Origin of the sequence: Pseudovibrio sp. Ad26 (assembly GCF_001623285.1) — a bacterium.
GTDB lineage: Bacteria > Pseudomonadota > Alphaproteobacteria > Rhizobiales > Stappiaceae > Pseudovibrio > Pseudovibrio ascidiaceicola.
On sequence record NZ_LMCE01000049.1, the window covers coordinates 145,373 to 171,078 of the forward strand.

23 protein-coding genes are annotated in these 25,706 nt (G+C 50.4%); 14 read left to right on the forward strand and 9 right to left on the reverse strand.

From position 1 onward, the window contains the following. The first annotated feature begins 418 nt into the window (after positions 1-418). Complete coding sequence (locus PsAD26_RS09630; RefSeq protein ID WP_084403628.1) at positions 419-1,897, forward strand: UbiA family prenyltransferase; 1,479 nt, start codon at positions 419-421, stop codon at positions 1,895-1,897. Next, complete coding sequence (locus PsAD26_RS09635) at positions 1,897-2,346, forward strand: GtrA family protein (protein WP_063310210.1); 450 nt, start codon at positions 1,897-1,899, stop codon at positions 2,344-2,346. The genes PsAD26_RS09630 and PsAD26_RS09635 overlap by 1 nt, the downstream gene beginning before the upstream one ends. Positions 2,347-2,354: 8 nt before the next feature. Here the strand turns inward: PsAD26_RS09635 and PsAD26_RS09640 are convergent, their stop codons facing one another. After that, positions 2,355-3,596: a glycosyltransferase family 39 protein gene (locus PsAD26_RS09640; RefSeq protein ID WP_063310211.1), complete on the reverse strand. Its 1,242-nt coding sequence runs from the start codon at positions 3,594-3,596 to the stop codon at positions 2,355-2,357. 301 nt (positions 3,597-3,897) lie between these two features. Here PsAD26_RS09640 and PsAD26_RS09645 point away from each other — a divergent pair, with 301 nt between their 5' ends. After that, positions 3,898-5,160, forward strand: coding sequence for a multidrug effflux MFS transporter (locus PsAD26_RS09645; RefSeq protein ID WP_063310212.1), 1,263 nt, complete (start codon positions 3,898-3,900; stop codon positions 5,158-5,160). Positions 5,161-5,190: 30 nt separating this feature from the next. Here the strand turns inward: PsAD26_RS09645 and PsAD26_RS09650 are convergent, their stop codons facing one another. Then, positions 5,191-5,577 carry a hypothetical protein gene (locus PsAD26_RS09650; RefSeq protein WP_063310213.1) on the reverse strand — a complete coding sequence of 129 codons (387 nt, stop codon included), beginning with the start codon at positions 5,575-5,577 and terminating at the stop codon, positions 5,191-5,193. A 112-nt stretch (positions 5,578-5,689) separates the two neighbouring features. After that, positions 5,690-6,043 (reverse strand): VOC family protein, encoded by a 354-nt coding sequence (locus PsAD26_RS09655; protein ID WP_063310441.1) that lies wholly within the window; start codon positions 6,041-6,043, stop codon positions 5,690-5,692. Positions 6,044-6,172: 129 nt separating this feature from the next. Here PsAD26_RS09655 and PsAD26_RS09660 point away from each other — a divergent pair, with 129 nt between their 5' ends. Next, complete coding sequence (locus PsAD26_RS09660) at positions 6,173-6,739, forward strand: invasion associated locus B family protein (RefSeq protein ID WP_063310214.1); 567 nt, start codon at positions 6,173-6,175, stop codon at positions 6,737-6,739. Positions 6,740-6,747: 8 nt separating this feature from the next. Here the strand turns inward: PsAD26_RS09660 and PsAD26_RS09665 are convergent, their stop codons facing one another. Beyond that, positions 6,748-6,981: a hypothetical protein gene (locus PsAD26_RS09665; protein ID WP_063310215.1), complete on the reverse strand. Its 234-nt coding sequence runs from the start codon at positions 6,979-6,981 to the stop codon at positions 6,748-6,750. 207 nt (positions 6,982-7,188) lie between these two features. On the opposite strand from PsAD26_RS09665, the gene PsAD26_RS09670 reads away from it, so the two are divergent. The 4 genes from PsAD26_RS09670 to PsAD26_RS09685 all read left to right on the forward strand — a co-directional run bounded on the left by PsAD26_RS09670 (position 7,189) and on the right by PsAD26_RS09685 (position 14,640). Then, entirely contained in the window at positions 7,189-7,782 is a 594-nt protein-coding gene (locus PsAD26_RS09670) for a hypothetical protein (RefSeq protein WP_063310216.1), read from the forward strand. Continuing rightward, a complete protein-coding gene (locus tag PsAD26_RS09675) occupies positions 7,736-9,214 on the forward strand; it encodes a DNA polymerase Y family protein (RefSeq protein WP_084403629.1) in 1,479 nt (492 codons plus the stop codon). The genes PsAD26_RS09670 and PsAD26_RS09675 overlap by 47 nt, the downstream gene beginning before the upstream one ends. Further along, a complete protein-coding gene (locus PsAD26_RS09680; RefSeq protein ID WP_084403630.1) occupies positions 9,211-12,516 on the forward strand; it encodes an error-prone DNA polymerase in 3,306 nt (1,101 codons plus the stop codon). The genes PsAD26_RS09675 and PsAD26_RS09680 overlap by 4 nt, the downstream gene beginning before the upstream one ends. A gap of 342 nt (positions 12,517-12,858) precedes the next feature. Next, positions 12,859-14,640: an ABC-F family ATP-binding cassette domain-containing protein gene (locus tag PsAD26_RS09685; protein ID WP_063310218.1), complete on the forward strand. Its 1,782-nt coding sequence runs from the start codon at positions 12,859-12,861 to the stop codon at positions 14,638-14,640. On the opposite strand, the gene PsAD26_RS09690 is transcribed toward PsAD26_RS09685, so the two are convergent. Beyond that, on the reverse strand, positions 14,637-15,230 hold the full coding sequence (locus PsAD26_RS09690) for a TetR/AcrR family transcriptional regulator (RefSeq protein WP_063310219.1): 594 nt from the start codon (positions 15,228-15,230) through the stop codon (positions 14,637-14,639). The two genes, PsAD26_RS09685 and PsAD26_RS09690, sit on opposite strands and share 4 nt — an antisense overlap. Positions 15,231-15,322: 92 nt before the next feature. Here PsAD26_RS09690 and PsAD26_RS09695 point away from each other — a divergent pair, with 92 nt between their 5' ends. Next, positions 15,323-16,483, forward strand: a complete 1,161-nt coding sequence (locus PsAD26_RS09695) for an SRPBCC family protein (protein WP_063310220.1) — start codon at positions 15,323-15,325, stop codon at positions 16,481-16,483. 74 nt (positions 16,484-16,557) lie between these two features. On the opposite strand, the gene PsAD26_RS09700 is transcribed toward PsAD26_RS09695, so the two are convergent. Then, the gene (locus PsAD26_RS09700; RefSeq protein ID WP_084403631.1) at positions 16,558-17,394 is read right to left on the reverse strand and encodes a ferredoxin--NADP reductase; all 837 of its coding nucleotides are present in this window, start codon (positions 17,392-17,394) and stop codon (positions 16,558-16,560) included. 369 nt (positions 17,395-17,763) lie between these two features. On the opposite strand from PsAD26_RS09700, the gene PsAD26_RS09705 reads away from it, so the two are divergent. Then, a complete protein-coding gene (locus PsAD26_RS09705) occupies positions 17,764-18,615 on the forward strand; it encodes an AraC family transcriptional regulator (RefSeq protein ID WP_063310221.1) in 852 nt (283 codons plus the stop codon). Between the two features lie 29 nt (positions 18,616-18,644). Here PsAD26_RS09705 and PsAD26_RS09710 read toward each other — a convergent pair whose 3' ends face one another. Then, on the reverse strand, positions 18,645-18,998 hold the full coding sequence (locus PsAD26_RS09710; RefSeq protein WP_063310222.1) for a hypothetical protein: 354 nt from the start codon (positions 18,996-18,998) through the stop codon (positions 18,645-18,647). Between the two features lie 214 nt (positions 18,999-19,212). Here PsAD26_RS09710 and PsAD26_RS09715 point away from each other — a divergent pair, with 214 nt between their 5' ends. Continuing rightward, complete coding sequence (locus tag PsAD26_RS09715) at positions 19,213-20,451, forward strand: serine hydrolase (protein ID WP_063310223.1); 1,239 nt, start codon at positions 19,213-19,215, stop codon at positions 20,449-20,451. An 88-nt stretch (positions 20,452-20,539) separates the two neighbouring features. On the opposite strand, the gene PsAD26_RS09720 is transcribed toward PsAD26_RS09715, so the two are convergent. Next, positions 20,540-21,262 carry an SDR family oxidoreductase gene (locus PsAD26_RS09720; protein WP_063310224.1) on the reverse strand — a complete coding sequence of 241 codons (723 nt, stop codon included), beginning with the start codon at positions 21,260-21,262 and terminating at the stop codon, positions 20,540-20,542. Between the two features lie 121 nt (positions 21,263-21,383). On the opposite strand from PsAD26_RS09720, the gene PsAD26_RS09725 reads away from it, so the two are divergent. After that, positions 21,384-22,283 carry a LysR family transcriptional regulator gene (locus tag PsAD26_RS09725; RefSeq protein WP_063310225.1) on the forward strand — a complete coding sequence of 300 codons (900 nt, stop codon included), beginning with the start codon at positions 21,384-21,386 and terminating at the stop codon, positions 22,281-22,283. On the opposite strand, the gene PsAD26_RS09730 is transcribed toward PsAD26_RS09725, so the two are convergent. Next, on the reverse strand, positions 22,280-22,756 hold the full coding sequence (locus PsAD26_RS09730) for a hypothetical protein (protein WP_153041479.1): 477 nt from the start codon (positions 22,754-22,756) through the stop codon (positions 22,280-22,282). The genes PsAD26_RS09725 and PsAD26_RS09730 overlap by 4 nt on opposite strands. 786 nt (positions 22,757-23,542) lie before the next feature. Between PsAD26_RS09730 and gshA the strand changes: the two genes are divergently transcribed. Both gshA and PsAD26_RS09740 read left to right on the forward strand, forming a co-directional pair. After that, a complete protein-coding gene (gene gshA, locus PsAD26_RS09735; RefSeq protein ID WP_063295862.1) occupies positions 23,543-25,147 on the forward strand; it encodes a glutamate--cysteine ligase in 1,605 nt (534 codons plus the stop codon). Continuing rightward, complete coding sequence (locus tag PsAD26_RS09740) at positions 25,129-25,659, forward strand: GNAT family N-acetyltransferase (protein ID WP_084403632.1); 531 nt, start codon at positions 25,129-25,131, stop codon at positions 25,657-25,659. Before gshA ends, PsAD26_RS09740 begins: the two co-directional genes overlap by 19 nt. Positions 25,660-25,706 lie beyond the last annotated feature (47 nt).

The window sequence follows — 25,706 nt, forward strand, 5'->3', positions numbered from 1 at the left end:
CACCTCAATTGAAGGGCAAACCCAAAAAATTGCATATTTTCCTGAGAGCAACGCAAAATAGAAATTATTTCGCCATTTAGCAGCTCCCCACGAGTGGCTTTATGCTCAGTTCCCCTCGCTGCTGGCAGATACGCATATCCCGGTACGCACTCTAACGTAGTTTCTCTCTTATTCAATTGTATTCTTCGCAAGAAATGCCCGCTGCATCATATCCTGGGGGAAATGTAGCTAGATCGTTTGGCTAGGAACCTTGCACAATCCTAGGCTTTGTAAGCTTTTTAAGTAGTTTTGCGTCCAATAAAATTTCCAAGGAAAAACATCTGAATCATTCGGAGTCACTATTAACCAAATTTGAGAGTAATTAGTTAGGTATTCATAACCCATACTCTTTGCAGGGCAGAGTCTTCGGGTGGGGCATATGGAAGATATTCAGAGACTTCAGAGGTCGGGGGAACCTGAATTACAACTCCCGCTTATATTAGATCTTGATCACACGCTGATACGGACGGATTGCTTTTTTGAAGCTCTCATTCTGTTCCTCAAACTAAACCCTTTGAACCTATTCGTAGTTTTTTATTGGCTTGTTCGCGGGCGCGCCTATGTAAAACAGCAACTGGCTATCCGTGTAGATTTGAAAATCGATAATTTGCCATTGAACGAAGATGTTGTTGCCTATGCTCGTGCAGAAGCTGGTAAAGGACGTGACGTTCATATGGCGACAGCTGCTGATGAAGTTTTAGCCATCGCAGTTGCCAGTCGGCTCGGTTTTGTTAATGAAGTTCACGCCAGCAACGGCAAGATCAATCTGAAATCAGGCAACAAAGCGAGCTATCTGGAACAAAGGTTTCCGGATGGTTTTGCGTATGCTGGTGATAGTATTTCCGATCTGCCTGTCTTTAAGAGCGCTGTCCGCTCCTTAATCGTCCACCCTTCCGACAGTTTATCTCAAAAAGCGATGCGATGTGGGGAGGTGGAAAAGACCTTTGCAAGACCTGATGGTTTTTTTCGTCCGCTCCTGAAGAGTTTACGCCTCCACCAGTGGGCAAAGAACACGCTGCTCTTTGTGCCTCTTATTCTGGGTGGTCAGGCTTTGAACCCTGAAGCATGGGCAAGTGCGGTGCTGGGCTTTGTGGCTCTCGGCATTCTTGCAAGCTCCACTTATTTGTTGAACGACCTTTGGGATCTTGAAGCAGATCGCCAGCATTGGAGCAAGAAGGCAAGGCCGTTGGCATCGGGCAAGCTGAAGATCGCCCATGCTATGTTGGCTATCCCTTTGGGGTTTGCTCTGAGTTTTGCCATCGTGGCGACGTTAGGACCCTTCGTCGTATTGGGGCTCTTCGCATACTTGGTAACAACGGTTGCTTATTCCTTTTATCTGAAGCGCGTGCCATTGCTTGACACCGCTGTTTTGGCCGTGCTGTTCACAATGCGTCTTGGGGTGGGTGTAACGCTGGTTGATGTGCCGCCCTCCCCCTGGCTCTTTGTCTTCTCTATGTATTTGTTCCTCTCGCTGTCTTTGGCAAAGCGCCATACGGAGCTTGGTCGCCATGTGGAGGCTGGCACAAATGGGGAGATGTCTGGGCGCGGGTATCGAAACAGAGATTTGCCGGTGCTCCTTGCCCTCGGCTCGGCAAGTGGATTGGCAGCAACGCTGGTTATGGTGCTTTACCTGACCAATGAAGCGTTCAACTCCAACTTTTATTCCGCATCTGTGCTTTTGTGGGGCATGCCACCCATTCTGTTTCTTTGGCTTGGTCGCGTCTGGCTGAAATGCCAGAGACTGGAACTGAACGATGACCCCGTGGTCTTCGCATTGAAGGATAAGCAGAGCCTCGTGCTTGGCGGTATGCTGGCCATCCTGTTTGTGTTCGCATGGTTCGGAGGCTATTTGATCTGATGGTTGCTGCTCGCCTTGCCGCGCTCAAGTCTTCTTATGACACCAGTCCTGAATTCAGGCAGATTGTCAGATTTCTGTTTGCTGGTGGCTTTGCTGCCTTTGTAAACTGGCTTCTGCGGATTGCTCTGTCTGTATTCATGCCGTTTTGGCTGGCGGTGTTGCTGGCCTATTTCATTGGAATGAGTGTTGGATACACGCTCTATAAGCATTTTGTGTTTGTAGGGGCGCAGAAACCCGAAAGCATCAAACGACAGGTACTCATCTTTCTTGGAGTGAATCTCTGCTCAGCTCTTATCGTGCTTGGGCTGTCTGTTGGCTTAAACGCAATGCTCATGACTACCCTGCCACTCTTTATCGCACAGGCACTTGCACATGGTGTCGCCATCGCTGTTGGAGCGGTGACGAACTATCTTGGCCACAAGGTGATCACTTTCCGCCAAACCCGATAGAGCGGAACTCAACCGTTTGCCGCAAAAGCAAGCGCTTGCATGGCGACGTTGAGAAACAAAGCTTGCGCCACAAGCATAGCGAAGATCCCCATGTTGTCTTGTCGCACGGTGCGCACAACGAAGAGCATCATGAGCGGGAGCCAGTCCAGCACGTAGCGCTGCACGGAATACTGAGAAAAGCCGTTGGAATGGTAGAAGAGTGTCACTCCGGCGATGAGAGCGATTGTCAGCCCTGCAAAAAGGTATTCCCGGTTCCATTTGGCGAGGAAGAAGTAAAGCAAGAACGGAGCGCCGATGAAGAGCGCTATACCCTTGTCGCCAAAGCCGCTCATCTGCGTCAGGTATTTGCCTGAAAACTCTACATCCGGCCCTTGCACGAAGAAGTGGATCAGGTTGAAGAGCAGATAATCCCGATGGAACAAGCCCAGCTCTTGAACACGATCCTCAATCCATGACGCAGATGGATCACCCAGAGCATCCCATTCTGGCGGGAAGATGTACGCATACCCAGTTTGCATAGGATCGCCGAAGCGGGCGTAATTGTAAGCAAAGTAGATGCCTATTGCGATTGCAGGAAAGACTGCGAGTTTGAGCAGGCGCCCAATACTCTCAGCATTGATTGCAAAGATGGACCTGTCCGGTGGCGTCATCAGAACAAAAAAGAACGGCATGTAAAGAATGCTCATCTGCCGGGTGAGGAATGCGAGACCGATAAACAATCCCACAAGCCAAGCATTTCTCTTGATGAGCGCTGACCAGAGTACCAGTGACGTCAACATCGCAGCGACGGCTTGTGCAAAGAACCAGACACCATCAGCACGGAGCACGGTGTATTGCAGCGGTGTTGCAAAAAGAAAAGCTGCGACAAGCAATAGAGCCAGTCGGTAGTCCGTCTGGTAGTTGCGCGTAATTTGCCACCACACCAAGCCGGTAATGAAAAAGCAAATCAGTCCCAGAGCAATAAAGTGATGAAACTCTACACCAAACAGCGCTACAAATGGCAGAGCGATCAAGGCTGGTACGGGGGGGAATATGACAAAGATCTTGTCTTCGAAAAGCGCACAGTCCAGGTCAAAGCAGCGCGAAGCCTCAAAGCGGCCTTGCAAAAAAGCCTCCGCAAGCAAGGCGTAAGAGTTACTTTCTGGCTGCTCCCCAATCATGCGAAAAACAATGACTGCCAGAAGAATGGAAACCAAACTAGCAAGAATTGTTGTGAGGAGTGCGCCTCTAAAACGGTCAATCGAAATCATAATACCCCCAAATATGGGAGAGTAATAACATCAAGAATCCTAGTGTCTTCTTAATGCGCATAAGAGGACCTAAATTGATGCGAAGTTCTGGCAAAAGGAACCGCGCTAAATACATTCTCAGTGCTAACCCCTCAAGGAACGTCATTGATTACAATTCATCTCATTTCTTGATTTCACGTTTGTTGCCTGATAGGTGAAAGCTGTTGCTCCCACAGACTTTGCCGCAATCGCGGTAGATCCATGGTGTTGGGTTTTAAAAATAAACCCGCAGTTATGCCAGGATTGAAACAGGAATATCCAGATGTCGGACTCTCCGAAAACCGCAGGTGCTAGCCTGGGAACGGTTGAATTTGTTGCCCTCATGGCTACGTTGACCAGCTTGACTGCGCTTTCGATTGACGCCGTGCTGCCAGCGTTTTCAGTCATCGGCAAAGATTTGAATGTCGGAAATTCCAACAACGTCCAGCTCATCATTTCTGCGTTGTTTCTTGGATTAAGCTTGGGGCAGTTTATTTTTGGTCCTGTCTCTGATCGCTTTGGTAGAAAGCCTGCGGTTTATGCGGGATCTGTTGTTTTCGCGATTGGTGCTGTGCTTGCAGCCACAGCGACATCGTTGCCAATGATGATATTCGGGCGTTTGCTTCAAGGTGTCGGAGCCAGTGCTCACCGGACGGTTGTTATGGCGATTGTTCGCGACAAATATGTCGGCGCGGAAATGGCGCGCATCCTATCGTTTGTAACAGCAGTGTTTATTATTGTACCCACATTAGCGCCGTTGATTGGTCAGGGCATCCTATTTGCTGCTGGCTGGCGGGCAATCTTTGTCATCATGTTGGTTATGGCGTCTGTTGGCTGCATCTGGCTGGCAATGCGTCAGCCAGAAACGTTGAAACCGGAAAATCGCCGGGTCATCACGCCCAGAGTGCTTTGGGAAGGTCTTGAAGAAGTCGTAAGCCATAAGGCAACTTTGTATTACACAGCGGCTTCTGGTTTTGTTTTTGGTACGATGATGACATATCTCAGCACGGCTCAGCCGATGTTTGCAGACATTTTCAACGTCCATGAAACATTCCCGCTCTACTTTTCCGGCATTGCCGTGGTGTTTGGCATGGCATCCATCGTCAATGGCCGCATTGTCAGGCGCATTGGCTTGCAGAACATGTGCCGTGCTGCTTTGACCATTCAGATCGTCACCAGCCTTAGCTTTGGGCTGTATCTACTCCTCATTGATACCACGCCTGATCTGTGGCTGTTCATGACCTATCTCTCATTGGCGTTCTTCTGTCAGCCGATGTTGAACGGAAACCTGAACGCCATGTCCATGGAGCCACTCGGACATATCGCTGGTCTGGCAGCCACATTGGTTGGCGCGTCCACCACGTTTATTGCGCTCATCCTCTCAGTGATTGTTGGCCGTTTCTATGATCAGACCTTGCTACCCCTATCCTTTGCGTTTTGTGCTTTTGGCGGAATAGCGCTTGTACTGGTGATTATTGGTGCAAGGGTGCAGAAGGCAGAGAAGATCGCATCGTCAAATACGATCTCAGCTGAGGCCAGCGCATAAGCGCTGCTAAGAAGGTTCAAGAGATAGAAACTACTGTTTCTTTGGAAGTGTCCTGACCCAGGAAACAGCTGGCATTTCTACGTCTGCGCCGGGGTACCAGTCATCGCGGACTTCCTCGTGGCCTTCTTTTGTGCACACGAGTTGTGCGTCCTTGTATTCCTCTGGAATGACGAGCTGTCCGGGGCTTTTTACGTGTAGGTTTTCAGCATACCCATCCAAAATGCATTGCGCGCCAGATGGCTTGGTTTCGATAGAAACAACATATGCATCAGAGGGAGGGTTCGACGGATCGGGGCCAAAAACACTGGATTGACAGCCGACAAGGAGCATTGCAGATGCAATGAGAACTCCGAGGGAAGCCCCTTTAGAACTGAGTGGGCTGAACTGACCGGCATCTGATGCTTTGGCGAACCGCACGCGAATCTCCTGAAGAACTGAATTTCGCTTGGAAGCTACGCCTATTCATAGAGCAGGGTGAATCCCTCAAATCACCCCAACTAATATTGCAGGTAAGCGCCGCATTCGCCTGTTATTTGTCTGACCAGACAGCTAGTTCGTTGTTGTTAGGGTCAAGAAAATGGAAACGACGCCCACCTGGGAAGGTAAAGATCTCACGACAGATTTTTGCGCCGTTTTTCACCAATGTGTCCTGCAATGCTTCCAGATTTTCCGCATAAAGCACAATTAGCGCCGCACCGCTTGCAGTGGAAGATGAGAGGTCTGCCTTGAAGAAACCGCCATCAAACTCACCGTCATTGAAAGCGGCGTATTCTGGGCCGTAGTCCTCGAAAGTCCAACCAAGTGCATTGCTGTAAAACGCCTTTACCGCTTCCAGATCAGCTGCGGGCAACTCGATGTAATTGATTTTTCCAGATTTCATAATTTCAAATCCTTGAGAAAACACGGGGCTCTTTACAAGAGGTCTCCCGCAAATCTCCAATATTGCAACAAAACTAGATTGGTGTGATAGATAACTCAGTCCTATCGTTATAGTTGCAAGCAAGATATTCAAATGAAGATTTTTGGTTTTCCCCTTTGTACAATTGCAGCTCTTGCTCTGGGAGCTGTTGCTTTTCTTGGTGCTACGCCGGGCTTTGCTCAATCAGCCCCCAAAGGCGACGCGGCTGTTGCCAGCAGCCCTAAGGTTACCACGCAGCAACACGGAGATTGGTTGCTGGAGTGCTATGACCCTGCCGTAAACGGCATGAGTTGTCAGATCAAGCAGCGTGTGGTCCATAAGGAAAGCGGCCAGAATATTCTGCTGATGACACTCACCTACAGCCAGAAAGAAAAGAGCGACATGGTGCAATATGTATTGCCGCTCGACTTTCTTTTGGCTCCGGGCGTTGGCGTGAACATTGGTGATTTTCAGGCGGTCGCACGGGTCAATCGCTGTATGGCGCAAGGCTGTGTGATTGAAGGCAAAACTGAAGAGACCTTCATTAAGGCAATGAAAGCTGCAAAAGATCAAGGGCGATTTGTGATGATGTCCAGAGCAGGTAAAAAGGTTGGTATCAACTTTTCTGCCACCGGTTTTACAAAAGCCTACAACGAGATGCGAGCGCAGAACTCAAAGTAAGCTCGTGGTCACTGCGCCGCAATGCAGTTCCATTCACCGCGAGATCCCAGAACAGCAGTTGCTCCAGCTACTGTGCAATGCTTGATTTCAGTTTTGGCAAAATGCAGCTTCGAAGTCGGGTTCGGATTAGCAAGGTAGGCAAAGCCAATTACAGCCGTGAGAGCAAGTGCGGATGCAGTAACGGTGAAAAACACCCAATTGTTTTGCTTTGGATTTACGGAGAGTTGGGTAGAGATCGACATCTGAGGTTTCTGTTCTTTCAAGTCTGGGAAATCACGGCGTCAGTGCGCCACCGGCCTTTTCTGCGATCTGCATATATTGTGAGATTATAAAGGACAACAGTGAAACATCTTAGGTCATATGGTTATGAGTAAGTGATGCGAGATAGATGTTTACCATAAAAGCATTTGTTCTTGATATGTTCTGGCGCTAGGTGATATTCTGCATGTATGGCAGAACTAGAGCAATTTTTCCCACTTGAAATTGGGCGAGCCCACGAAGTTTGCGGAGCTGGTGCGTCGGCTTTTGCTGCTATGGCTTGCGGTACAGACCAGAGCGACAATGCACGTGCTATCCTTTGGCTTCAGCTAGATTGGCAAAGTGATATCGTCAATCCTGTTGGTATGATCCCTTTTTGCGATCCCTCACGGATCATCCTGGCCAGAGCGAAAAATCAACAAATGCTGTTATCTTGTGCAGAAGAGGCCCTGCGTTCTGGCGCGGTATCTCATGTCATTACGGAGCTTTATCGCCCGCTGGATCTTACAGCAGGCCGTCGCTTGCAACTTGCCGCAGAGATGGGGAAGGCGACAGGCATTCTTATAGTTTCAGAAGGAATGGGTAGCAATGCAGCACAAACTCGCTGGCAATGTTCTCCAGAATGTCCAACTTCTGTGAGTGATGAGCATAACTCCAAGACCGCAGGATTGACAGTTCTGCATTGGGAGTTAATTAAGAACAAAAAGGGAACATTAGATAGTTGGAAGGTTTGTTGGGATGCACAGGCGCATCGTATCATTGTGGTTTCCGAGGCTTGCCAGTGATCGCATACTGCGGATCAATCCGGTTGAGGTCCCCTTTGCGGTAATCCATCATGAGAAAAACATGGAACGGCTTTATTGCCTCAACTCTCAGGCGGTTCAGCAAGGGCTGGTGCAAGGCATGGGCCTATCTGATGCTAGAGCCCTTTGCCCCGATCTACGGACTGGGCCTGCTAACCTCCATGCGGATCACCATTTCCTGAGTGCTTTATTACGTTGGGCAAATCGGTATTGTCCTTGGGTGGGGTTTGATAGCAACGATAGCCTCCTCTTAGATGTAACAGGCTCCACTCATTTGCTTGGTGGAGAGGAAGAGATGCTGGAAGATATCCATCAGCGTCTTACCCATTCTCGTTTACATGTGCGTTCAGGTCTGGCTGGTACTCGCGGTGCAGCCTGGGCTATTTCCCGTTATAGCAAAGGTATCGTTCCTCAAGGCAAACTCAAAATTGCTCTCAGCCCTTTGCCTGTAGCTGCTCTTCGGCTGGATGATGCTACCTGTACAGCCTTACAGCGCCTTGGCCTGCGTACCATTGGAGAATTGATGGCTATGCCTCGGGCAACAATCAGTCGTCGTTTCAGTCTTGATGTGGTCCGCCGTATGGATCAGGCTCTAGGGGACCAGTCGGAGCAGATTGAACCTAAAGCTCCAAAAATCTCTTATGCTGCTCGCATTACCTTTCCGGATCCGATCGGTCTTTATGGCGATGTTATAGCAGGCCTTGAACGCCTACTGAATCGTATTTGCAATAAGCTAAAGCGGCAAGAATCTGGTGCCCGGGCCTTACGTTTGACCTGTCAGCGGGTTGATCAGGCAGCTGTTCAGGCAGAGTTGCGCCTTGCCCGTCCAATGCGAGAGGCTGAATGCATCCTGCCTTTGTTTGAACGCAGTGTGAGAGAGTTAGATGCGGGTTATGGTATTGATCAGCTGCGTTTAGAAGCATTCGATGTTGAGCCTCTCCCTCTGGTACAGGTGGACGCAAACACAGCTCACCAGGACTCTGGAGATGCTCTAGATGATCTCATTACACGTCTTGGCAGCCGTATTGGGTTGGACAATATCATCCGCTTTCTGCCAGCAGAAAGTCATGTACCTGAGCGAGCATTTGTAGAGGCTTCTGCGGCCTATACTTCGCCAGAAAGCAAATGGCCGCGGAACCAAGGATCGCAACGTCCTTTGCGATTATTCTCGCCGGAACCTATTAATGCCACGAGCAAAATACCGCCTCGTAAGTTTTGTTGGCGGCGTATGCATTTCTCTCTTGTTAAAGCTACTGGGCCTGAACGTATTGCCCCAGAATGGTGGTTGGATGATCCGAGTTGGCGTTCTGGTGTTCGAGATTACTGGCACATAGAAACTAAACAAGGGCGCAGGCTCTGGATGTTTTACACCCCACGGCACCCGGCGTGGTTTGTGCAAGGAGAGTTTGCATGAGTTATGCCGAGCTATGCGTTACTTCCAATTTCACTTTTCTTAATGGAGCCTCTCATCCAGAGGAGCTGATGGCACGTGCAGCTCACTTGGGCTTGTCAGCTATTGCAATCACAGATCATAATTCATTGGCAGGAGTGGTGAGAGCGTATTCTGCTTTAAAGGAAATCACTCGAAAACGAGATGAAGCACAACTTATTGCTTCCAGCCATCAGATGGATGAACAGGAAGACAAAAATGATTTGCAAACTCCAACATTCCCCCTGCCGCGTTTGGTGATTGGGTGCCGTTTGGTTCTTGAAGATAGCCCAATCCACTGGATTGCCTTAGCGCAAGATCGGGATGCCTATGCCCGCTTGTCTAGTCTGCTGAGTAAAGGAAAGCGTCGTACTGATAAAGGCCAATGTAAGTTATTATATAAAGATTTACTGGAAGAAGGTAGCGGTATGGTACTCATAGCCTTGCCGCAAGTTTTCTTAGATTGCAGTGCTGTTGCAGAACATATCCAGCAGGCGGTGCAAGCCTTTCCCTCCCATGTCTTTCTTGGAGCCGCTCCGCAATATGATGGCAATGATCAAGCTTATTTTAATGCTTGTGCCAAGCTCTCCTTACGCCTTGCTGCTCCTATGGTGGCTCTGGGAGATGTCCTTATGCACCGCGGCAATCGGCGCCAACTTGCTGATGTCCTGACCTGCATCCGTGAAGGTATCACTATCGATCAAATTGGCCGTCGGGCCTTGCCCAATAGCGAGCGGCGTTTGAAACCCTTCTCTGATATGGCGTCTCTGTTTCGTGCTCATCCTGCAGCCATCAAGCGTACGCTAGAAATTGCCAATAGGTGCTCTTTTTGCCTGAGTGAACTTTCCTATGACTATCCAGAGGAAGGCAACGCAATAGAAACAGCTCAGGGGCGTTTGAAGCGATTGACACTCGCAGGTATCAAGCGTCGTTATCCCAAAGGTGAAAGCCCAAAAGTACAAGGCCTTGTTAAAAAGGAGTTGGCACTGGTCGATAAGCTAGGCTTCGCCGCCTATTTCCTCACAGTGCATGATATTATATCTTTTGCCCGTTCCAGAGATATTTTGTGTCAGGGACGGGGGTCAGCAGCCAACTCAATTATCTGTTTCGCTTTGGGTATAACAGATGTTGCCCCGGAAACCATCTCTATGGTGTTTGAACGATTTATCTCAGAACATCGTGGTGAGCCGCCAGACATTGATGTTGATTTTGAGCATGAGCGCCGTGAAGAGGTTATTCAGCATATCTATAAAAAGTATGGTCGGCACCGAGCGGGCCTGTGCGCTACTGTTATTCACTTCCGTTCCCGGGCAGCCATTCGAGAAGTAGGGAAAGTAATGGGATTGTCGCAAGATTTACTTGCGAACCTTTCCGGGCAGATGTGGGGATCTTCCAGTCAAGGAGTACCAGAAGAACGTTTGAAGGCACTGGGGTTAAATGGCTCAAATCAACGCCTGGCACTTACCATCCACTTGATTAAAGAAATCATTGGCTTTCCTCGCCATTTATCCCAGCATGTGGGCGGTTTCATTATAACTAAAGGCCGTCTGGATGAGTTGTGCCCCATTGAAAATGCAGCGATGGAAGATCGGACCATCATTGAATGGGACAAGGATGATATCGATGCTCTTGGTATCCTCAAGATCGACGTTCTGAGTCTCGGCATGCTCACTTGCATTCGTAAGTGCTTCGCATTGATTGAGGAAAAACACGGTAATCAGCTTACAATTGATACCGTGCCTCAGGATGATGGCAGAACTTACGATATGTTGTGCGCAGCAGATGCCATTGGTGTGTTTCAGGTAGAAAGTCGTGCCCAGATGAATTTTCTACCGCGTATGCGCCCGCGTAATTTATATGACCTCGTGATCGAAGTGGCCATTGTCCGCCCTGGTCCCATTCAGGGAGGGATGGTGCATCCTTACATCAAACGTCGTCAGGGCAAAGAGAAGGTCACATATCCCTCTCAAGATCTGGAAGAGGTTTTAGGCAAAACCCTTGGTGTGCCTTTGTTTCAGGAACAAGCCATGCGTATTGCCGAAGTTGCAGCTGGTTTTACGCCAGCTGAAGCTGACCGTTTACGCCGATCTCTAGCCACTTTCAAGCGTATGGGCACCATAAGTTCGTTTAAGGAACGTTTTGTAAAGGGTATGCTGAAGCGTGGTTATGAGTTGGAATTTGCAGAACGCTGCTTCTCTCAAATTGAGGGTTTTGGTAACTATGGTTTTCCCGAAAGTCATGCCGCGGCTTTCGCACTCCTTGCCTATGTTTCTGCATGGCTTAAATGCCATCATCCGGCAGCTTTTGCCTGCGCTTTGTTGAATTCTCAGCCGATGGGGTTTTATGCTCCAGCACAAATTATACGTGATGCAAGAGAGCATGATGTGGAAATACGTCCTATTTGTGCGAATCGCAGTCATTGGAACAATAAGTTAGAATGGCGCACGGACGGTAAGCTCGCTATTCAACTTGGTTTTCGACAGATTAAAGGATTTAAAGAGGACGAAGCTCTCTGGATTGTCGCTGCACGGGGCAATGGCTACCCGGACCCACAAAGCATCTGGCATCGAGCTGGTGTTGGTCCTGCAACTCTAGAAAGACTGGCTGAAGCTGATGCTTTCGTCAGTATGGGGCTCAATCGCCGAGAGGCCTTATGGCAGGTGAAGGCAATTAAGGGGACTGAACCCTTGCCTCTATTCAACGACCCTCTGGACGGTGAAGTTATTTTCGAGCCAAAAGTCCACCTGCCAAGTATGCATCTGGGCGAAGAGGTGGTTGAAGACTACCTCTCTACCCGCTTTTCTCTCCGCGCTCATCCCATGGAGTTGCTGCGTCCGGATATACTTGAACTTACAACTCATGCCGCCCTTCAGGATGCACCACTTGGCCACACAATAGTCTGTGGTCTTGTTATTACACGCCAACGCCCGGGTACGGCCTCTGGGGTGATTTTTCTTACATTGGAAGATGAAACCGGGGTCTGTAACGTGGTTGTCTGGCCTAAAGTTTACGAAAAATTCCGGCGTGAAGTTATCTCAGGTCGCCTGCTATATGTCGCCGGCTATTTGCAACGAGAGGGCACAGTCGTGCATTTGATCGCACAGGAAATAAAAGATTATTCGGAACGCTTATCTATACTTGGTCATCCAATGGATGACGAGATTGGCAAAATGCTTCCAGTGGCAGATGATGCTCCCCGCAATCAGAGAATCTTACCTGCAATTACTCGTGCTTGGCACCCAAGAGAGCAGGCCAAAAAATTGTTCCCAAGTCGCGACTTCCACTAGTGCGGATCGTCTATCACGGCAATCGTATAAACTGTGCGAAAACAGTAAATTAAGGCAGATTAAAATAAGGAGTGACGAATGAAAGCTCTAGACAAACTGTGATTCGCTAAAGTGTTCGACAGACACTGAATTTTGGTTTTCTTGTCGATTGAAACCATTCAAACTATATTCTTTTTGTGAGGTATATTCCTAGTTTTCTGCGAATATGTGTGACGCGAAATCCTCTGTTCTCCCTTAAGTTGAAGTGCCCTTGCTGCATTACACCTCTCGCCCTCTTGGAAGTTTCGCAATTTTTCTCTAATCCGTTTTCTTAATGTTTTATGTGTTGAGAGGCACGGTCCCGTGGCGAAGTCCAGTAGCAATCCATTGATAACCGGCAGTGGTCTGTGGCAGCAGTCGCCTGAGCGTGTGTTGTTCGAAAACCTCTCCCTCGGGCTCAATGCAGGCGACCGGATTGGGCTCGTGGGCCACAACGGGTGCGGTAAGTCGACGTTTCTCAACATCCTTGCTGGTCGTAATGAATCAAGTGAGGGCAGCATCTCGGTTTCTCGTGCTGCTGTCGTTTCCTGCGTTGAGCAGCATCTTCCCAAGCAGTTGATGGAACTGACGCTGGCTGAGGCTGTTCGTGATGCGCTGCCGAAGGACAAGCGTGACTGGATGGACTGGAAGGTGGATGTGATGCTGCCGGAAATGGGGTTTGCACCTCACCAGTCCGCTGTGCTTTGTAAAGACCTCAGCGGTGGCCAGATGACACGGCTCATGCTGGCACGTGCTTTGATGACAGAGCCGAACCTGTTGTTGCTGGATGAGCCAAGCAACCATTTGGATCTGCCAACAATCATGTGGCTCGAAAGCTTCCTGAAATCATGGAAGGGCAGCTTTCTGATGATCTCTCATGACGTGACCCTGCTCGATTCCGTCACCAACCGCACTTGGATCCTTCAGGATCGCAAACTGCATGCCTTCGATCTGCCCTGCACGAAGGCCTTGGCAGAGCATGAAGTTTTGACGCAAGCACGTATTGCCCGGCGTGACTCCGAGGAAAAAGAGATCAAGCGCGTTGAGGCAAGTGCCAAACGTCTCGCGGATTGGGGACGTACGTACGACAACGAGGACCTATCTCGCAAAGCCAAATCCATGGAAAAAATGGTTGACCGAATGAAGGACGACCAGACTGACGCCGTCGAGGCTTATCCGTGGAACCTGTCTATTGCCGGAGAGCAAATTCAGGCTGACCGGCTGGTTCAACTGAAAGACCTGAACGTTACACCGCCTGTGGCGGATGTGTTCCTATACAATGTCGATGATATTGCTGTGCGGCCCGGTGACCGGATTGCGGTGATGGGGGCGAACGGGACGGGTAAGTCCAGCTTGTTGCGCTGCTGTTGGGAGAAACGGACGAGTGAAGCGGGCGATGTTCGGGTTCATCCTCGATGCCGAATTGCGTTTTATGATCAGACGCTTCAACAGCTTCCGGGGGAAGCTAACCTGGTTGAGGGTATGGTGTCTGTTGGTGAAGCTCTTGGTGTCGATCTGCGGGTGCCTGACTGCGAAAAGACCATTATTGCGGCTGGCTTCAAGTACAATCAGCTGTCACAGAAAGTCTCTCAATTGAGCGGCGGTGAGCGTGCGCGTCTGTTGCTTGTCTCTCTGTCTCAGGTGCAAGCCAACCTGATGATGCTTGATGAGCCGACCAACCATCTGGATCTTTACGGGCGTAACGAGCTTTCAAACCAACTTCAGTCGTTCAACGGTTCATTCTTGTTGGTCTCGCATGATAGGCATCTGGTGGAAGCGACGTGCAACCGGTTCTGGGTCGTGCAAAATGGACGTCTGCAGGAAGTTAATGACGCGGATGCGGCTTATGCGTTGATCGCTGAAGTTCAGGTGAAAGCTGTCAAAGTGGATGCTGCTTCACAATCAGTTGTCGAGACTACGGTTGGGGAAAGTGCTCCTGAACCGGATCACTCGGGTGAAGATGAATTGCTTGAACGGTTGATTGAGTTGGAAACGCTGATGGAAGCGGATCTGGCGCGGCGACCTAACAGACAGTCCCCTCACCTGCAGGTGCAATGGAAAGACGAGATTACTCAGATCCACGAGCGGCTTGAGTTGAACGGCTAGACCGGGTCGTTCTCCAGATCTGCAAGAGCCGCGCGGAGCTGTGCTTGGTGCGTCTCCTTCAGCACGTCGAAAGCTTCTGCTCCATACATGCCTCGGAGTGTGGTCTGCGAAATAGCGAAGTGCTGGATTGAGCCGATATGCTGGTAAATCCAACAAAATAACTCAGCATCCGAGGCTTTTGACCAGCGTTTCGTCTTGTGGGCCAGTGCGCCCAGTGCATCCAGAAAGGGCTTCATCGGCCAGTTTTCAGAGGTTGTCTGGGCATCCAGCAGGGCTCGGGCGACCAACTGCGTGTCCTCCACATTGCAAAGTGCATCCTGTGAGAGGTGAAGAAAGAACGTGCGCAGTTTGGCTTCTGGCGTCGTCCCCTCGACGTTTTCGATTGAAGACAACAACCGATCAGAAAGCGCGCTGAGCACCTCCTCATAAAGCACGACCTTTGAACCGAAGAAATGAAGCAGTGCCTGTTTGGTCACCCCAAGTTGGTCTGCAATGCCTGCGAGGCTTGCTGCGTGATATCCCTTGTGTGCAAAGACCGCGCTCGCCGCTGTGATGTAACGCGTTCTGGGGCTGTCTGTGTGCTGATCCAAATCGTGCTCCCTTTGCGTTCTGTATAGGATAAACTTGACAGCTTACCAAGTGGTAAGTTTATACTTACCAATCGGTAAGTGGAGGGTTTGCCATGACACGGGATGAAGAAATTGGTTTGATTGCTGAATTACTTGGGTTGGATGCGAAGAACGAGAAGTTCTTGGATGAGAAAGTCACGCTTTCCCCAGTGGAACGGTACAGTTGCCCTGATCGCTTTGCTCAGGAAATGGCGGCTTTGTTTCGCGGCAAGCCTGTTGTTGCTGCGCAATCTACAGAACTGCCCAAGGCAAATGCTTTCCTAAGCCGATCGGTTTCCGGACTTCCTGTGCTGTTGACCAGAAATACTGAGGGAGAAGCTCATGCGTTCCTCAATGTGTGTCGCCACCGTGGTGCTAAGCTGGTGAGAGAGGAAACTGGCTGTAAACAAAGGTTTTCCTGCCCGTATCATGCATGGACATGGTCCAACCAAGGCGACTTGGTAGCGGTGCCACAGGAGCAACAAGGCTTTCCGGATCTGGATCGCTCTCAATATGGCTTGAGGGAACTTCCAGTTATGGAAGCCCACGGCTTTATTTGGGTCATTGCTGATCCAGAGATTCGGAATGCAGAGGAAATCCTGCAATGCCTTGCTCCACTTTCCGATGACTTGTCATGGCTGGAGCTCGCTGATCATCGGATCGCGGTGGAAGAAACCTTTGAAATTGCGGCTAATTGGAAGACACTGCTTGAAGGCGGGATCGAGGCCTATCATTTCCGCGTGGCCCACCGCAAAACGATTGGCCCCTACTTTCCGGATAACCTCTCCAGTTATCAGATGCTGGGAGAGAACATGCGGTCCGTGTTGCCGCGCATCACTCTGTTTGAACTGAGAGACAAACCTCAGGACGAATGGAGTATTCGTGAACATGCCAATATCATCTATTCAGTTTTGCCTGGAACGCAGCTGCTTGTTCAGCAAGATCATGTTGTCTGGGTGCATTGTGAGCCGCTTGCCGTTAACCGCACACGGGTCCGATTGGCTACGCTGGTCCCGAACTCCATGCCACAAACTGACGAAATGCAGAAGCACTGGGTCCGCAATCAAGCGATCACCTCAACGACCTTGAAGGAAGACTTTGAGTTGGGCGAAGAGATTCAGCAAGGGTTTGCATCCGGCGCCAACACGCATCTGACTTACGGTCGCTTTGAAGGGGCGCTTGATCGGTTTAACCAAGTCCTTGAAGATGCAATGAAAGTGACGGAAGAGGCGTGAGCTGAGATGGGCAGGCAAAAGAAAAGCCCGCTGAATGCTCAGCGGGCTTCTCGCAAAATTTTGAAGCAAAAGGCTTAGCCAACGAATGCGCGCTCAACCACGAATGTAGATGGGGCAGCGTTGGAGCCTTCTTCAAGGCCATGCTTTTCAAGGATCGCCTTGGTGTCGTTGATCATCTCCATGGAGCCACAGATCATGCCGCGGTCAATGGCAGGATCAAGCTTCGGCACGCCAAGGTCTTCAAAAAGCTTGCCGTTTTCGATCAGATTGGTGATGCGTTCCTGACAAGGATATGGCTCGCGGGTTGCTGCTGTGTGCAGGCGCAGTTTTCCAGCTGCGAATTCACCAACGAGTGGATCGTTCTTCACTTCCTCAACCAGTTCCTTCGCGTAGGTGAGTTCATTCACTTCGCGGCAAGTCTGGGTCAGAATAACTTCCTCAAACTTCTCATAGGTTTCTGGATCACGGATCAGGGATGCGAACGGAGCAACACCAGTACCGGTAGAGAACATATAAAGACGTCGACCTGGGATCAGGGCGTCGTTTACGAGCGTGCCAGTCGGCTTCTTACGCATAAGAACGGTATCGCCTGGCTGGATCTTCTGCAGGTGCTCGGTAAGCGGACCGTCCTGAACTTTAATGGAGAAGAACTCCAGCTCTTCGTCCCAGGATGGGCTTGCGATGGAGTAAGCACGGAAAACCGGCTTCTCAGCATTTGGTAGGCCGATCATGACAAACTCACCAGAGCGGAAACGGAAAGAGCTTGGGCGCGTAATGCGGAATTTAAACAGGCGGTCAGTGTAGTGCTTTACGGACACTACTTTTTCGGCAAATACGTTTGCCGGAATAGGAAATTCGGTCTTGGCTTCCTGATCAAGCACAGGAGCTGGGGCCAACGCTGCGTCGGTCATTTGCAATCCTTAGATTGTTTTGATTAGGCCATAGCCCGATACTTGGCCAATTGTTGCCTCCGCTTTATCCGAGCCAAGGCCCGAAAAGCAACCGTTTTATAAGTAAAATTTCAGAAATTTACTCGTGAAAGTGACTAAGTCACCGTCGGAGCTCAAAGAACTGTCAGTTTCTGAAAGAAAGCGTGTAAGATGAGCTGACATGAGAATTCAGCGATAGGTGGAACTACTCAAAACAAGTCGCTAGTAAAAATGACTTCAGTTCCCTCATGAATCAGCTTGGCATGCCTGCTCTAAGGTCAAGATAGCAAGATATGTTCAGTCCCTCTGTGTTGTAAGGGTAGAAATGATGACAGGCAGAGGGAACGGGACGTGAAAGCGGAGCAGAACAAGGCAGCCTATGAAAAACGAATGCTGCGTGTTCTTGAGTACATCTATGAGAATCTGGATGGAGATCTAAGCCTTGATGCTTTGGCTGACGTCGCCTGCATGTCGCGCTTTCACTGGCATCGGGTTTTCCAGAGCATGCGCGGTGAAACGCTTGCGAGCTCAATCCGTCGTATTCGTTTAAACAGAGCTGCGTTGGATCTTATTCAAACAAAACAAGCTGTTACCGAGATTGCTGAGAGATATGGCTACCCGAGCGCGCAGAGCTTTTCTCGCGCGTTTAAGGGAGAATATGGTGTTGCTCCGGGGCAGTTTCGTGAAAATAAAAGCGCGGCTCCAGAGATTGCCTCCGAGAAAAGCAGCATCTTTTCAATGCATCCAGTCGAAATTAGAGATGTGCCTGAAAAGACCTTGCAGGTTCTTTGCCATCGCGGTTCCTATTCTGACATGGGAGTTGTTTATAGCAAATTGGCGGCAATGTTGTCTTCTCGCGGGGTAATTCGAAAATGTGGGCCGTTTGTTGGTATCTATTATGATGATCCTTCACTCGTGCCACCGGCGGAGTTGCGGTCTCGTGTGGGGGCGGTTGTTCCGCCGATGTTTGAAAATACTGAGGGACTTGAAGCACATAGCATTCCAGCTGGGCGTTGTGCTGTGCTGCGGCATCAGGGGCCGTATGCAGGTTTGCAGGCGGCTTTCTGTTATCTTTATGGCGTGTGGCTGCCGAACTCAGGTGAAGAGGTCGCGGACCACCCGTGTTATGAGATGTTTTGGAATAGCCCGACCAACACCGCTCCTGAAGACCTCGTTGTCGAGATCTATTTACCATTGCAATAACAATCTCTTAGAGAAGCACAAGCTCGCCCTCAATTCTGCAGGATGTTGTTCTCTTCCTGGGTTTCCTGCTTCTCATTTATGTTGCCATCCTTGTTGATTTCCTTGATGCAAGCCTCCTGATCGGCAGCAGACATGTTGGTGAAACCAAAATTCGGCGGATACCCCAGTGGATCGGAGCCAGCGCCGCCTGTGCGGTATTTTTCTGCAATATCGGGACAATCAGAAACCGGGCTCACGATGTCGGGGTATTCGGACTTCAGCGGATTGGCGTTTTCGTTTGCGACCGGGTCGTCAGCAAAGTTGTTGATTTGCGCGGCGCCATAACCCGTTGAAAATGCGAAGAAACTCAATGCTATAAGTGTTGTTATTGCTTTTGCTTGCATGTCAGTTGCACCCACCACTTGGAGAAAAGAAGGTCGGCTGCATTAAACAGGAAACCCGCAAAGGTTGTGTGAGCGCTTATGTTTTAATTGCGTTTATTTGGGTAATACACCGCTCTTAAGTTGCCAGCGGCTCGCTTTACAAGCGCTTAACCTATGCGTAAGGTTTGGGTTCGCTCTGGAGGTTTTGACCTTTCACCGCGAATGGGGGGACGTCATGTTGAAGAAGATTGGCTGGGGTGTTCTGGCCGTTGTGCTGTTGCTTGCTGTGGGTGCTTTTTACTTCCGGCAAGACATTGCCGAGATCCGTGCCGTGATGGCTTATGCGGATGCATTCAAACCTGAGAACATCGATCAGAAATTCAGGTCGCTTTACAAAGAGTATTCCAGTACCTCGGTGAAAGCGCCAGATGAGACCTATGAGTTGCCGCGGGCGCATCAGGCATCACCAATGCCAGCGACCTTTATGTATAAGGGCGAGGCAGCCTCTACTGCAGATTACATTCTGGATTCTCACACCACCGGCCTTGCCATCATGCACAATGGTAAGCTGATTCATGAGTATTATGATCGCGGGAACACCGCTGAGACTCATGCCATTCAGATGTCCGTCTCCAAATCCATGGCTTCCATCCTTGTTGGGGTGGCACTGGATGAAGGGCATATCGAGAGTGTGGAAGATCAGGTCGTCAAGTATGTGCCGGAGCTGAAGGGTACGGCTTATGACGGTGTTCGTCTGAAGGACGTGCTGGAAATGTCGTCGGGTGTCCGCTGGAACGAGAACTACGCTGATCTGAATTCAGACATCGTCCAGTCTGTCGTCGCAATCCTGCTGGGTTCTCAGGATGAGTTCACCAAGGATGTGCCGCGTGAGCTGGAGCCAGGCACCTACAATCGCTATTCCTCTATTGATACGCATGTTGTGGGCTGGGTGCTGCGTGGGGCGACCGGCAAACCCTATAAAGAATGGTTCAACGAGAAGCTCTGGTCCAAGATTGGCGCTGAATCCTCTGCTGAAATCATGGTGGATCAGGAAGGTGAACCGGTTGTCTTTGGCGGGGTGAACATCCGCCTGCGTGATATGCTGCGGGTTGGGATGGTGCTGGAGCGTGGTGGTTTGAACCACAAAGGCGAGCGTATCGTGTCGGAAGAGTGGATCAACACATCGGTCACGCCAGATGAGCCGCGCTTGATGCCCGGCTACAACAATCCGCAGAGCCCCTCACCGCTTGGCTACAAATACCAGTGGTGGCTGCCGCTGGAATCCGATCAGGGTGACTTCACCGCAATCGGCATTCACGGCCAGTTCCTCTATATCAACCCGGCTCGAAATGTGGTGATCGCCAAAACCTCGACCTATCCGTCCTATCAACGCGATAAGGAGATGGTGAAGATGAAGTCGATCGCGCTGTTTCAGGCCATTGCCCGCCATTTGAGCGACGTGCCGAACTCTTAAAACGCGTTCTGATTGATAAGAACTCGCTTCATAGAAAAAGCCGGCTCAGGGAGAGAACCGGCTTTTATAAAATCGTGGATGCTCTGCGTTATGCAGGCTGGCCTGTTGCTGCAAGCAGAACTTCGCGGATGTTGACGTTCTGTGGCTGCTGGTAAACGAACAGCACAGTGTCAGCTACGTTCTGTGGGTCCAGTACGCCGCCCATTTCTTTCTTCCACTGCTCGTAACCATCAATGATGTCCTGAGAGGTGGTGTGAGACAGCAATTCAGTCTGCACAGCGCCCGGAGCAATGGTCATGACGCGCACGTTGTCTGCTGCCACTTCTTCACGCAGGTTTTCGCTGATGGCGTGAACGGCAAACTTGGTGCCGCAGTAAGCTGCGTGTGCCGGGAATGTTTTGCGGCCTGCAATGGAGCTGACGTTGATGATCGAGCCGCCCTTGCGCGCTTTCATGCCTGGCAGAACTGCGTGGATGCCATTGAGGACACCCTTCACATTCAGGTCGATCATGCGGTCCCATTCAGTTGGATCCTGAACGGACAGATCACCCAGCAGCATGCAGCCAGCGTTGTTGACGAGTGCGTCTGCAGGGCCGAATTTCTCTTCCGCTTCCTTAACAGCTGCAATCAGCTGCTCACGGCTGGTGACGTCTACGCCGCGGCACAGTGTGTTTGGAAGACCCAGAGCTTCCATCTGCTCAACCCGGCGTGCAAGCAGAAGAAGTGGATGGCCAGCCGCGCTGAAAGACTTCGCAATGGCTGCACCAATGCCGGAACTTGCTCCAGTGATAATGATAAGTGGCTTTGTCATTTTGTTTTCCTGCCTAGTTAGCTTTTTCTTGAGCAAGATGAACTTGCGTTGTGTTGAGGCGATTGTACAAAAATGATCACGCTGATAAATATGGGTAATCCGAAATGATTGTTAGGCTGAAATGAACAATATCTACTGGAATGGCCTTCGCTCGTTTCTGGCTGTGGCAGAACATGGCAGTTTTACCTTAGCCTCTGATGAAACGGGTCTTTCAAAAGCAAGCTTAAGCCAACAGGTGAGCCAGTTGGAGGAGCAGCTGGATGTGCAGCTGTTGTTTAGAACCACCCGCAAACTGCGCCTGACTGAAATTGGTGAGCGTTACTATGAAATGTGCCGCACCGGCGTGAAGCAGATTGAAGATGCATCTGATTTGGCATCGCAGGCGACGGACAGCCTGACTGGCCCCATTCGTATGAACGCTGTGGGCGGATTGATTGGGGAGGAGTTGATTGCACCGCTGGTGATTGAGTATCAGCACGCCAATCCGGGGATTGAGGTGAAACTGGATTTTTCCAGCATCCGGGAAGACTTGCTGGAGACGGACTACGATCTTGTGTTGCGGATGGGAGATTTAGAAGACAGCACCCTGATTGCCCGCAAGCTGCACACCATCACAACACGCTATGTGGCGTCCCCGTCCTTTGTGGCGGCTCATTCTAAAATCCGCCACCCTTCTGATCTCAAAGGTCTACCTTTCATTTCCGGCAGTGTGCAGGAATGGATTTTCACGCGCGGACAAGAGCGCATTGTGGTGCAGGCGGAAAAGGGATTTCAAATCTCCAATGGCCGTGTCATGTGTCAGGCAGCGGCAGCGGGCTTGGGTGTTGCACGTCTTGCCGATGTTTACACCGATGCACTCATCAAACGCGGCGAGTTGACGGAAATGCTTTCCGGATGGAAGCAGACAACACCGCTTTGGCTGGTGAGCCCGCCAACACGGCACCAACTGCACCGGGTGCGGGAATTGATGAATTACCTCACAGCCAACTTCAAAACCCGCTATGAGGCGGTGCTGGGTTAGCGGCGGTAGGTGCCAACAAAGCCATCTGGCACAACCGCGCCTGCGGGGCTGGAGTTGGGGACATTCACGCCAACCGGAATGAAGACGCGCTGGATGATGATCTTGTCACCATCTGGCGGCGGTGGGCCGGGGAGCACGGCGCCTTGTGTGGTTTTGTAGCCTTTCAACTCGCAAATGAGATTTCTGCTCTCAAAGCCGGCGGGCACAACCATCGGGCCGGGCGTGTGCTTTACAAAGATGGATGACCGATACCCTTCCAGAAAACAGAAGGCACCATCAGGCGTGGTGTTGACCGTAATCAGCGTTGCCCCCGGTGGAATCTCGATGGAGGGCGAATAGGCCTGTGGCAGGCGTTCTTCATCAGAAACGCACCCTGCCAATAGGGGAAGAGTGATTGCGAGAGTGCTTAAAGGGAGCTTGATTTGCAAGTCGTGGGCCTCTTCAGGACGATCTGCAAAAGGTAACGGGCGCATGAAAAGGATGACACCCATAAGAATTGCTGAGGTTGTTTTACTGATAGCCTCAAAAATGGTGAGGAGTGGTGGTGACCTCACCGAAAGACAAGGAGTTATCCAACACTGGATCCACTGAAGATTTTGCAAGCAGACCTGCCGTAACTCTCGATAATACTCGCAAGGACCAGACTGTTTTACGCGAGATGAGCGACTGTGACTTTCCTGAGAGAACTTCAGCTTAAAGCAAGCAAAGTTTAGATGCCGAGTAAGGTTTGAATGGAAGTTTCTGGCTATGCAGCATGATGCACGGCGTTCGAAATATCAGATAGAGTGTTCAAAATGCACACGAACTTTGTAAGGCGGTTTAGGAATGCTCGGTTTTTTTATGAATCAGAGGATTGTATTTCGGTGCATGCAAGTGTGCTGTTTCCTGTTTTATGTCTTTGCTAGTGAAGATAATCGGGAGCTTTCATGGTGAAATCAGCAGTTTAGGTCGTGGATAGGCGGTGCTTTGCCGAAGTATATTTTTTTTGATTATTGAAGCGGGTTAAGGAATACATCTTGTTGGCATGTTGATAGTCAGACGGGTAATTTCTTCATTTTCTCAGTTTAATTTTATTCTCGAATTGAACTTGGTTCACGCATTAATGATGGAAGTTGCGCATAAAACACTAAGGAAAATTCGACAGGTTTTGTACTCTTGCATCCACGAAATTAGGAAGTATCTATGAGAGAGTGAACCGAAAGGTGCACAAGGATACTTTGAGCCCATATAGCCGTTTTGCGCAGATTAACGGAACGAGAATGACAAAATTAGGTGAAGCCACGCTGAAGCTGTTGGAAAATAGCACAGTACGAAAAGGTCTTGCTGAACTCCGCGTGGGGATCGAAAAAGAAGCTCTGCGTGTTGGCAGAGATGGCTTTATGTCATTGCGTGATCACCCGGAATCTCTGGGTAAAACGCTAACGCACAAGTTTATCACGACAGATTTCTCTGAGGCTCAGGTGGAGTTCATCACACCTGCTGTGCATTCTGTTGCAGAGAGCCTGGATTTTCTGAAAGAACTGCAGGCTTTTGCAGCGCGTAAGACGGATGATGGCGAGTATTTGTGGAATGCGTCCATGCCGCCTGAAATTGCCGGCGATGAGACGATCCGCATCGCGGAGTATGGAAACTCGAATGCGGCGCAGATCAAAACGCTGTACCGCAAGGGACTGGCGCATCGCTATGGCAAGCGTATGCAGACGATCTCCGGGATCCACTACAACTTCTCCATCTCCGATGGCCTTTGGCACGAGTTTCATGAACAGTGTACCTCCGGCGGAAGCCTACAGGACTTCCGCAGTGCCGGGTATCTCGGCCTGATCCGTAACCTGCAGCGTCATGGCTGGCTGGTGCTTTACCTGTTTGGGGCTTCTCCTGCCGTAGATAAAAGCTATCTGGCATCCCCGCATCCAACCCTGTCCATGCTGGGTGATGACACTTATTTTGGCGAATATGCAACGTCTCTGCGCATGAGCGATCTGGGTTACACCAGCGTCGTGCAGAGTGAGCTGGACATTCACTACAACTCTCTTTGCGATTACATTGAAGGCTTGCGCGGCGCTCTTGCAACGTCTGTGCGCCAGTACGAGCAAATTGGTGTGGCGGAAGAAGGCGATTACAAGCAGATCAACACACACCAGCTGCAGCTTGAAAACGAGCTGTATGGCTCTGCACGGCCTAAGCGAAACACCAAGGAAGGCGAGCGCCCGATTGCTGCGCTGTGTCGCCGTGGTGTTGAATACATCGAATTGCGCTCTCTCGACATCAATCCGCTCAATCCGATCGGGATTTGTGAGCAGCAGGCTCACTTCCTCAATGCCTTCCTGACCCACATGACCCTTGCTCCATCCCCATGTATCTCCTCTGGAGAGCAGCAGGCGCTCAACGATCAGCAGCGCATGGTTGCCTGGCAGGGTCGCCTGCCAAACCTGATGCTACCAGCCTACGGAGATGGTGGTATGGAACTGCGTGAAGCAGGCCATCAGGTGCTTGATGATATGCGTCTGACAGCTCAGATCATGGATGAAGTGTACGGTGGTACAGGCCATACAGACGCTGTGAACGCGCAGGCGGCTAAGCTGGACAATCCTGAGCTCACACCATCCGCTCAAATTTTGAAAGGCGTGAAGCAGAAGGGCTCTTACACCGGCTTTATCGCTGATCTTTCCAAGAACCAATCTGATCACCTGAAAGCCATGCCGCTGTCTGGTGAGCGTCTGAAGTTCCAGGAAGCGATGGTTTCTCAGTCCCGCGCCGCTTATGAGCAGGTTGAAACGCAAGCGGGTAGCCACAGTTTCGATCATTTCCTGGATTCGCAAAACACAACAGAAGTTTTGCCACCAGAATGTCTGGACGGCCAGTAAAGCCTGCCCCTGAACACGGAAGGCAAGGCTTGCTCCAAATCCTGCCCTACACATCTGATGACCACGACGTGCTCGCTGCGCTCTATGAGAGCGTGGCGAGCCGTACGTTTGCCTATGATTACACCAGCCTCGTAGATGCCAGCCAGTTTCAAAGCCTTGTTGAGGGGGAGGATGTCTGGGTCTTGAAGTATGCAGGAGAGCGTATCGGCTTCATTGGGTATTTCACGCCAGAGCACTTCCTGCATTCGCTGTACATAGACTACGCCCACCACAAACGCGGGTTCGGGCGACAGGCACTTCAGTTTTTGCTGGAAAATTATGGCTGCAGGCACGAGTTGAAAGTGCACCGCATTAATCAGCCTGCGTTGAAGTTTTACAGCGCGCTTGGATACGAGGATATCACTGCACAGGCCGATGCTCATCAAACCTGGCAGCGTTTGCGCTCTCCAGAGGCAATTCTGGATCACTCACCGGCTATTGCGGTGGGAGAGCAAGCCTCTCACCGACAATAAATTCAATATATCAAACTATTAGAGCACGCCGCGTTCATTAACATTCA

Excerpts from the sequence above, each read along its gene's own strand:
- PsAD26_RS09720 (WP_063310224.1), bottom strand. The coding sequence starts at position 21,262 with ATGACAAAGCCACTTATCATTATCACTGGAGCAAGTTCCGGCATTGGT.
- PsAD26_RS09670 (WP_063310216.1), top strand. The coding sequence starts at position 7,189 with ATGGCAGAACTAGAGCAATTTTTCCCACTTGAAATTGGGCGAGCCCAC.
- PsAD26_RS09665 (WP_063310215.1), bottom strand. The coding sequence starts at position 6,981 with ATGTCGATCTCTACCCAACTCTCCGTAAATCCAAAGCAAAACAATTGG.
- PsAD26_RS09710 (WP_063310222.1), bottom strand. The coding sequence starts at position 18,998 with ATGCAAGCAAAAGCAATAACAACACTTATAGCATTGAGTTTCTTCGCA.
- PsAD26_RS09630 (WP_084403628.1), top strand. The coding sequence starts at position 419 with ATGGAAGATATTCAGAGACTTCAGAGGTCGGGGGAACCTGAATTACAA.
- PsAD26_RS09715 (WP_063310223.1), top strand. The coding sequence starts at position 19,213 with ATGTTGAAGAAGATTGGCTGGGGTGTTCTGGCCGTTGTGCTGTTGCTT.
- PsAD26_RS09675 (WP_084403629.1), top strand. The coding sequence starts at position 7,736 with ATGCACAGGCGCATCGTATCATTGTGGTTTCCGAGGCTTGCCAGTGAT.
- PsAD26_RS09695 (WP_063310220.1), top strand. The coding sequence starts at position 15,323 with ATGACACGGGATGAAGAAATTGGTTTGATTGCTGAATTACTTGGGTTG.
- PsAD26_RS09680 (WP_084403630.1), top strand. The coding sequence starts at position 9,211 with ATGAGTTATGCCGAGCTATGCGTTACTTCCAATTTCACTTTTCTTAAT.
- PsAD26_RS09640 (WP_063310211.1), bottom strand. The coding sequence starts at position 3,596 with ATGATTTCGATTGACCGTTTTAGAGGCGCACTCCTCACAACAATTCTT.
- PsAD26_RS09660 (WP_063310214.1), top strand. The coding sequence starts at position 6,173 with ATGAAGATTTTTGGTTTTCCCCTTTGTACAATTGCAGCTCTTGCTCTG.
- PsAD26_RS09645 (WP_063310212.1), top strand. The coding sequence starts at position 3,898 with ATGTCGGACTCTCCGAAAACCGCAGGTGCTAGCCTGGGAACGGTTGAA.
- PsAD26_RS09730 (WP_153041479.1), bottom strand. The coding sequence starts at position 22,756 with ATGCGCCCGTTACCTTTTGCAGATCGTCCTGAAGAGGCCCACGACTTG.
- PsAD26_RS09635 (WP_063310210.1), top strand. The coding sequence starts at position 1,897 with ATGGTTGCTGCTCGCCTTGCCGCGCTCAAGTCTTCTTATGACACCAGT.
- PsAD26_RS09700 (WP_084403631.1), bottom strand. The coding sequence starts at position 17,394 with ATGACCGACGCAGCGTTGGCCCCAGCTCCTGTGCTTGATCAGGAAGCC.
- PsAD26_RS09740 (WP_084403632.1), top strand. The coding sequence starts at position 25,129 with ATGTCTGGACGGCCAGTAAAGCCTGCCCCTGAACACGGAAGGCAAGGC.
- gshA (WP_063295862.1), top strand. The coding sequence starts at position 23,543 with ATGACAAAATTAGGTGAAGCCACGCTGAAGCTGTTGGAAAATAGCACA.
- PsAD26_RS09725 (WP_063310225.1), top strand. The coding sequence starts at position 21,384 with ATGAACAATATCTACTGGAATGGCCTTCGCTCGTTTCTGGCTGTGGCA.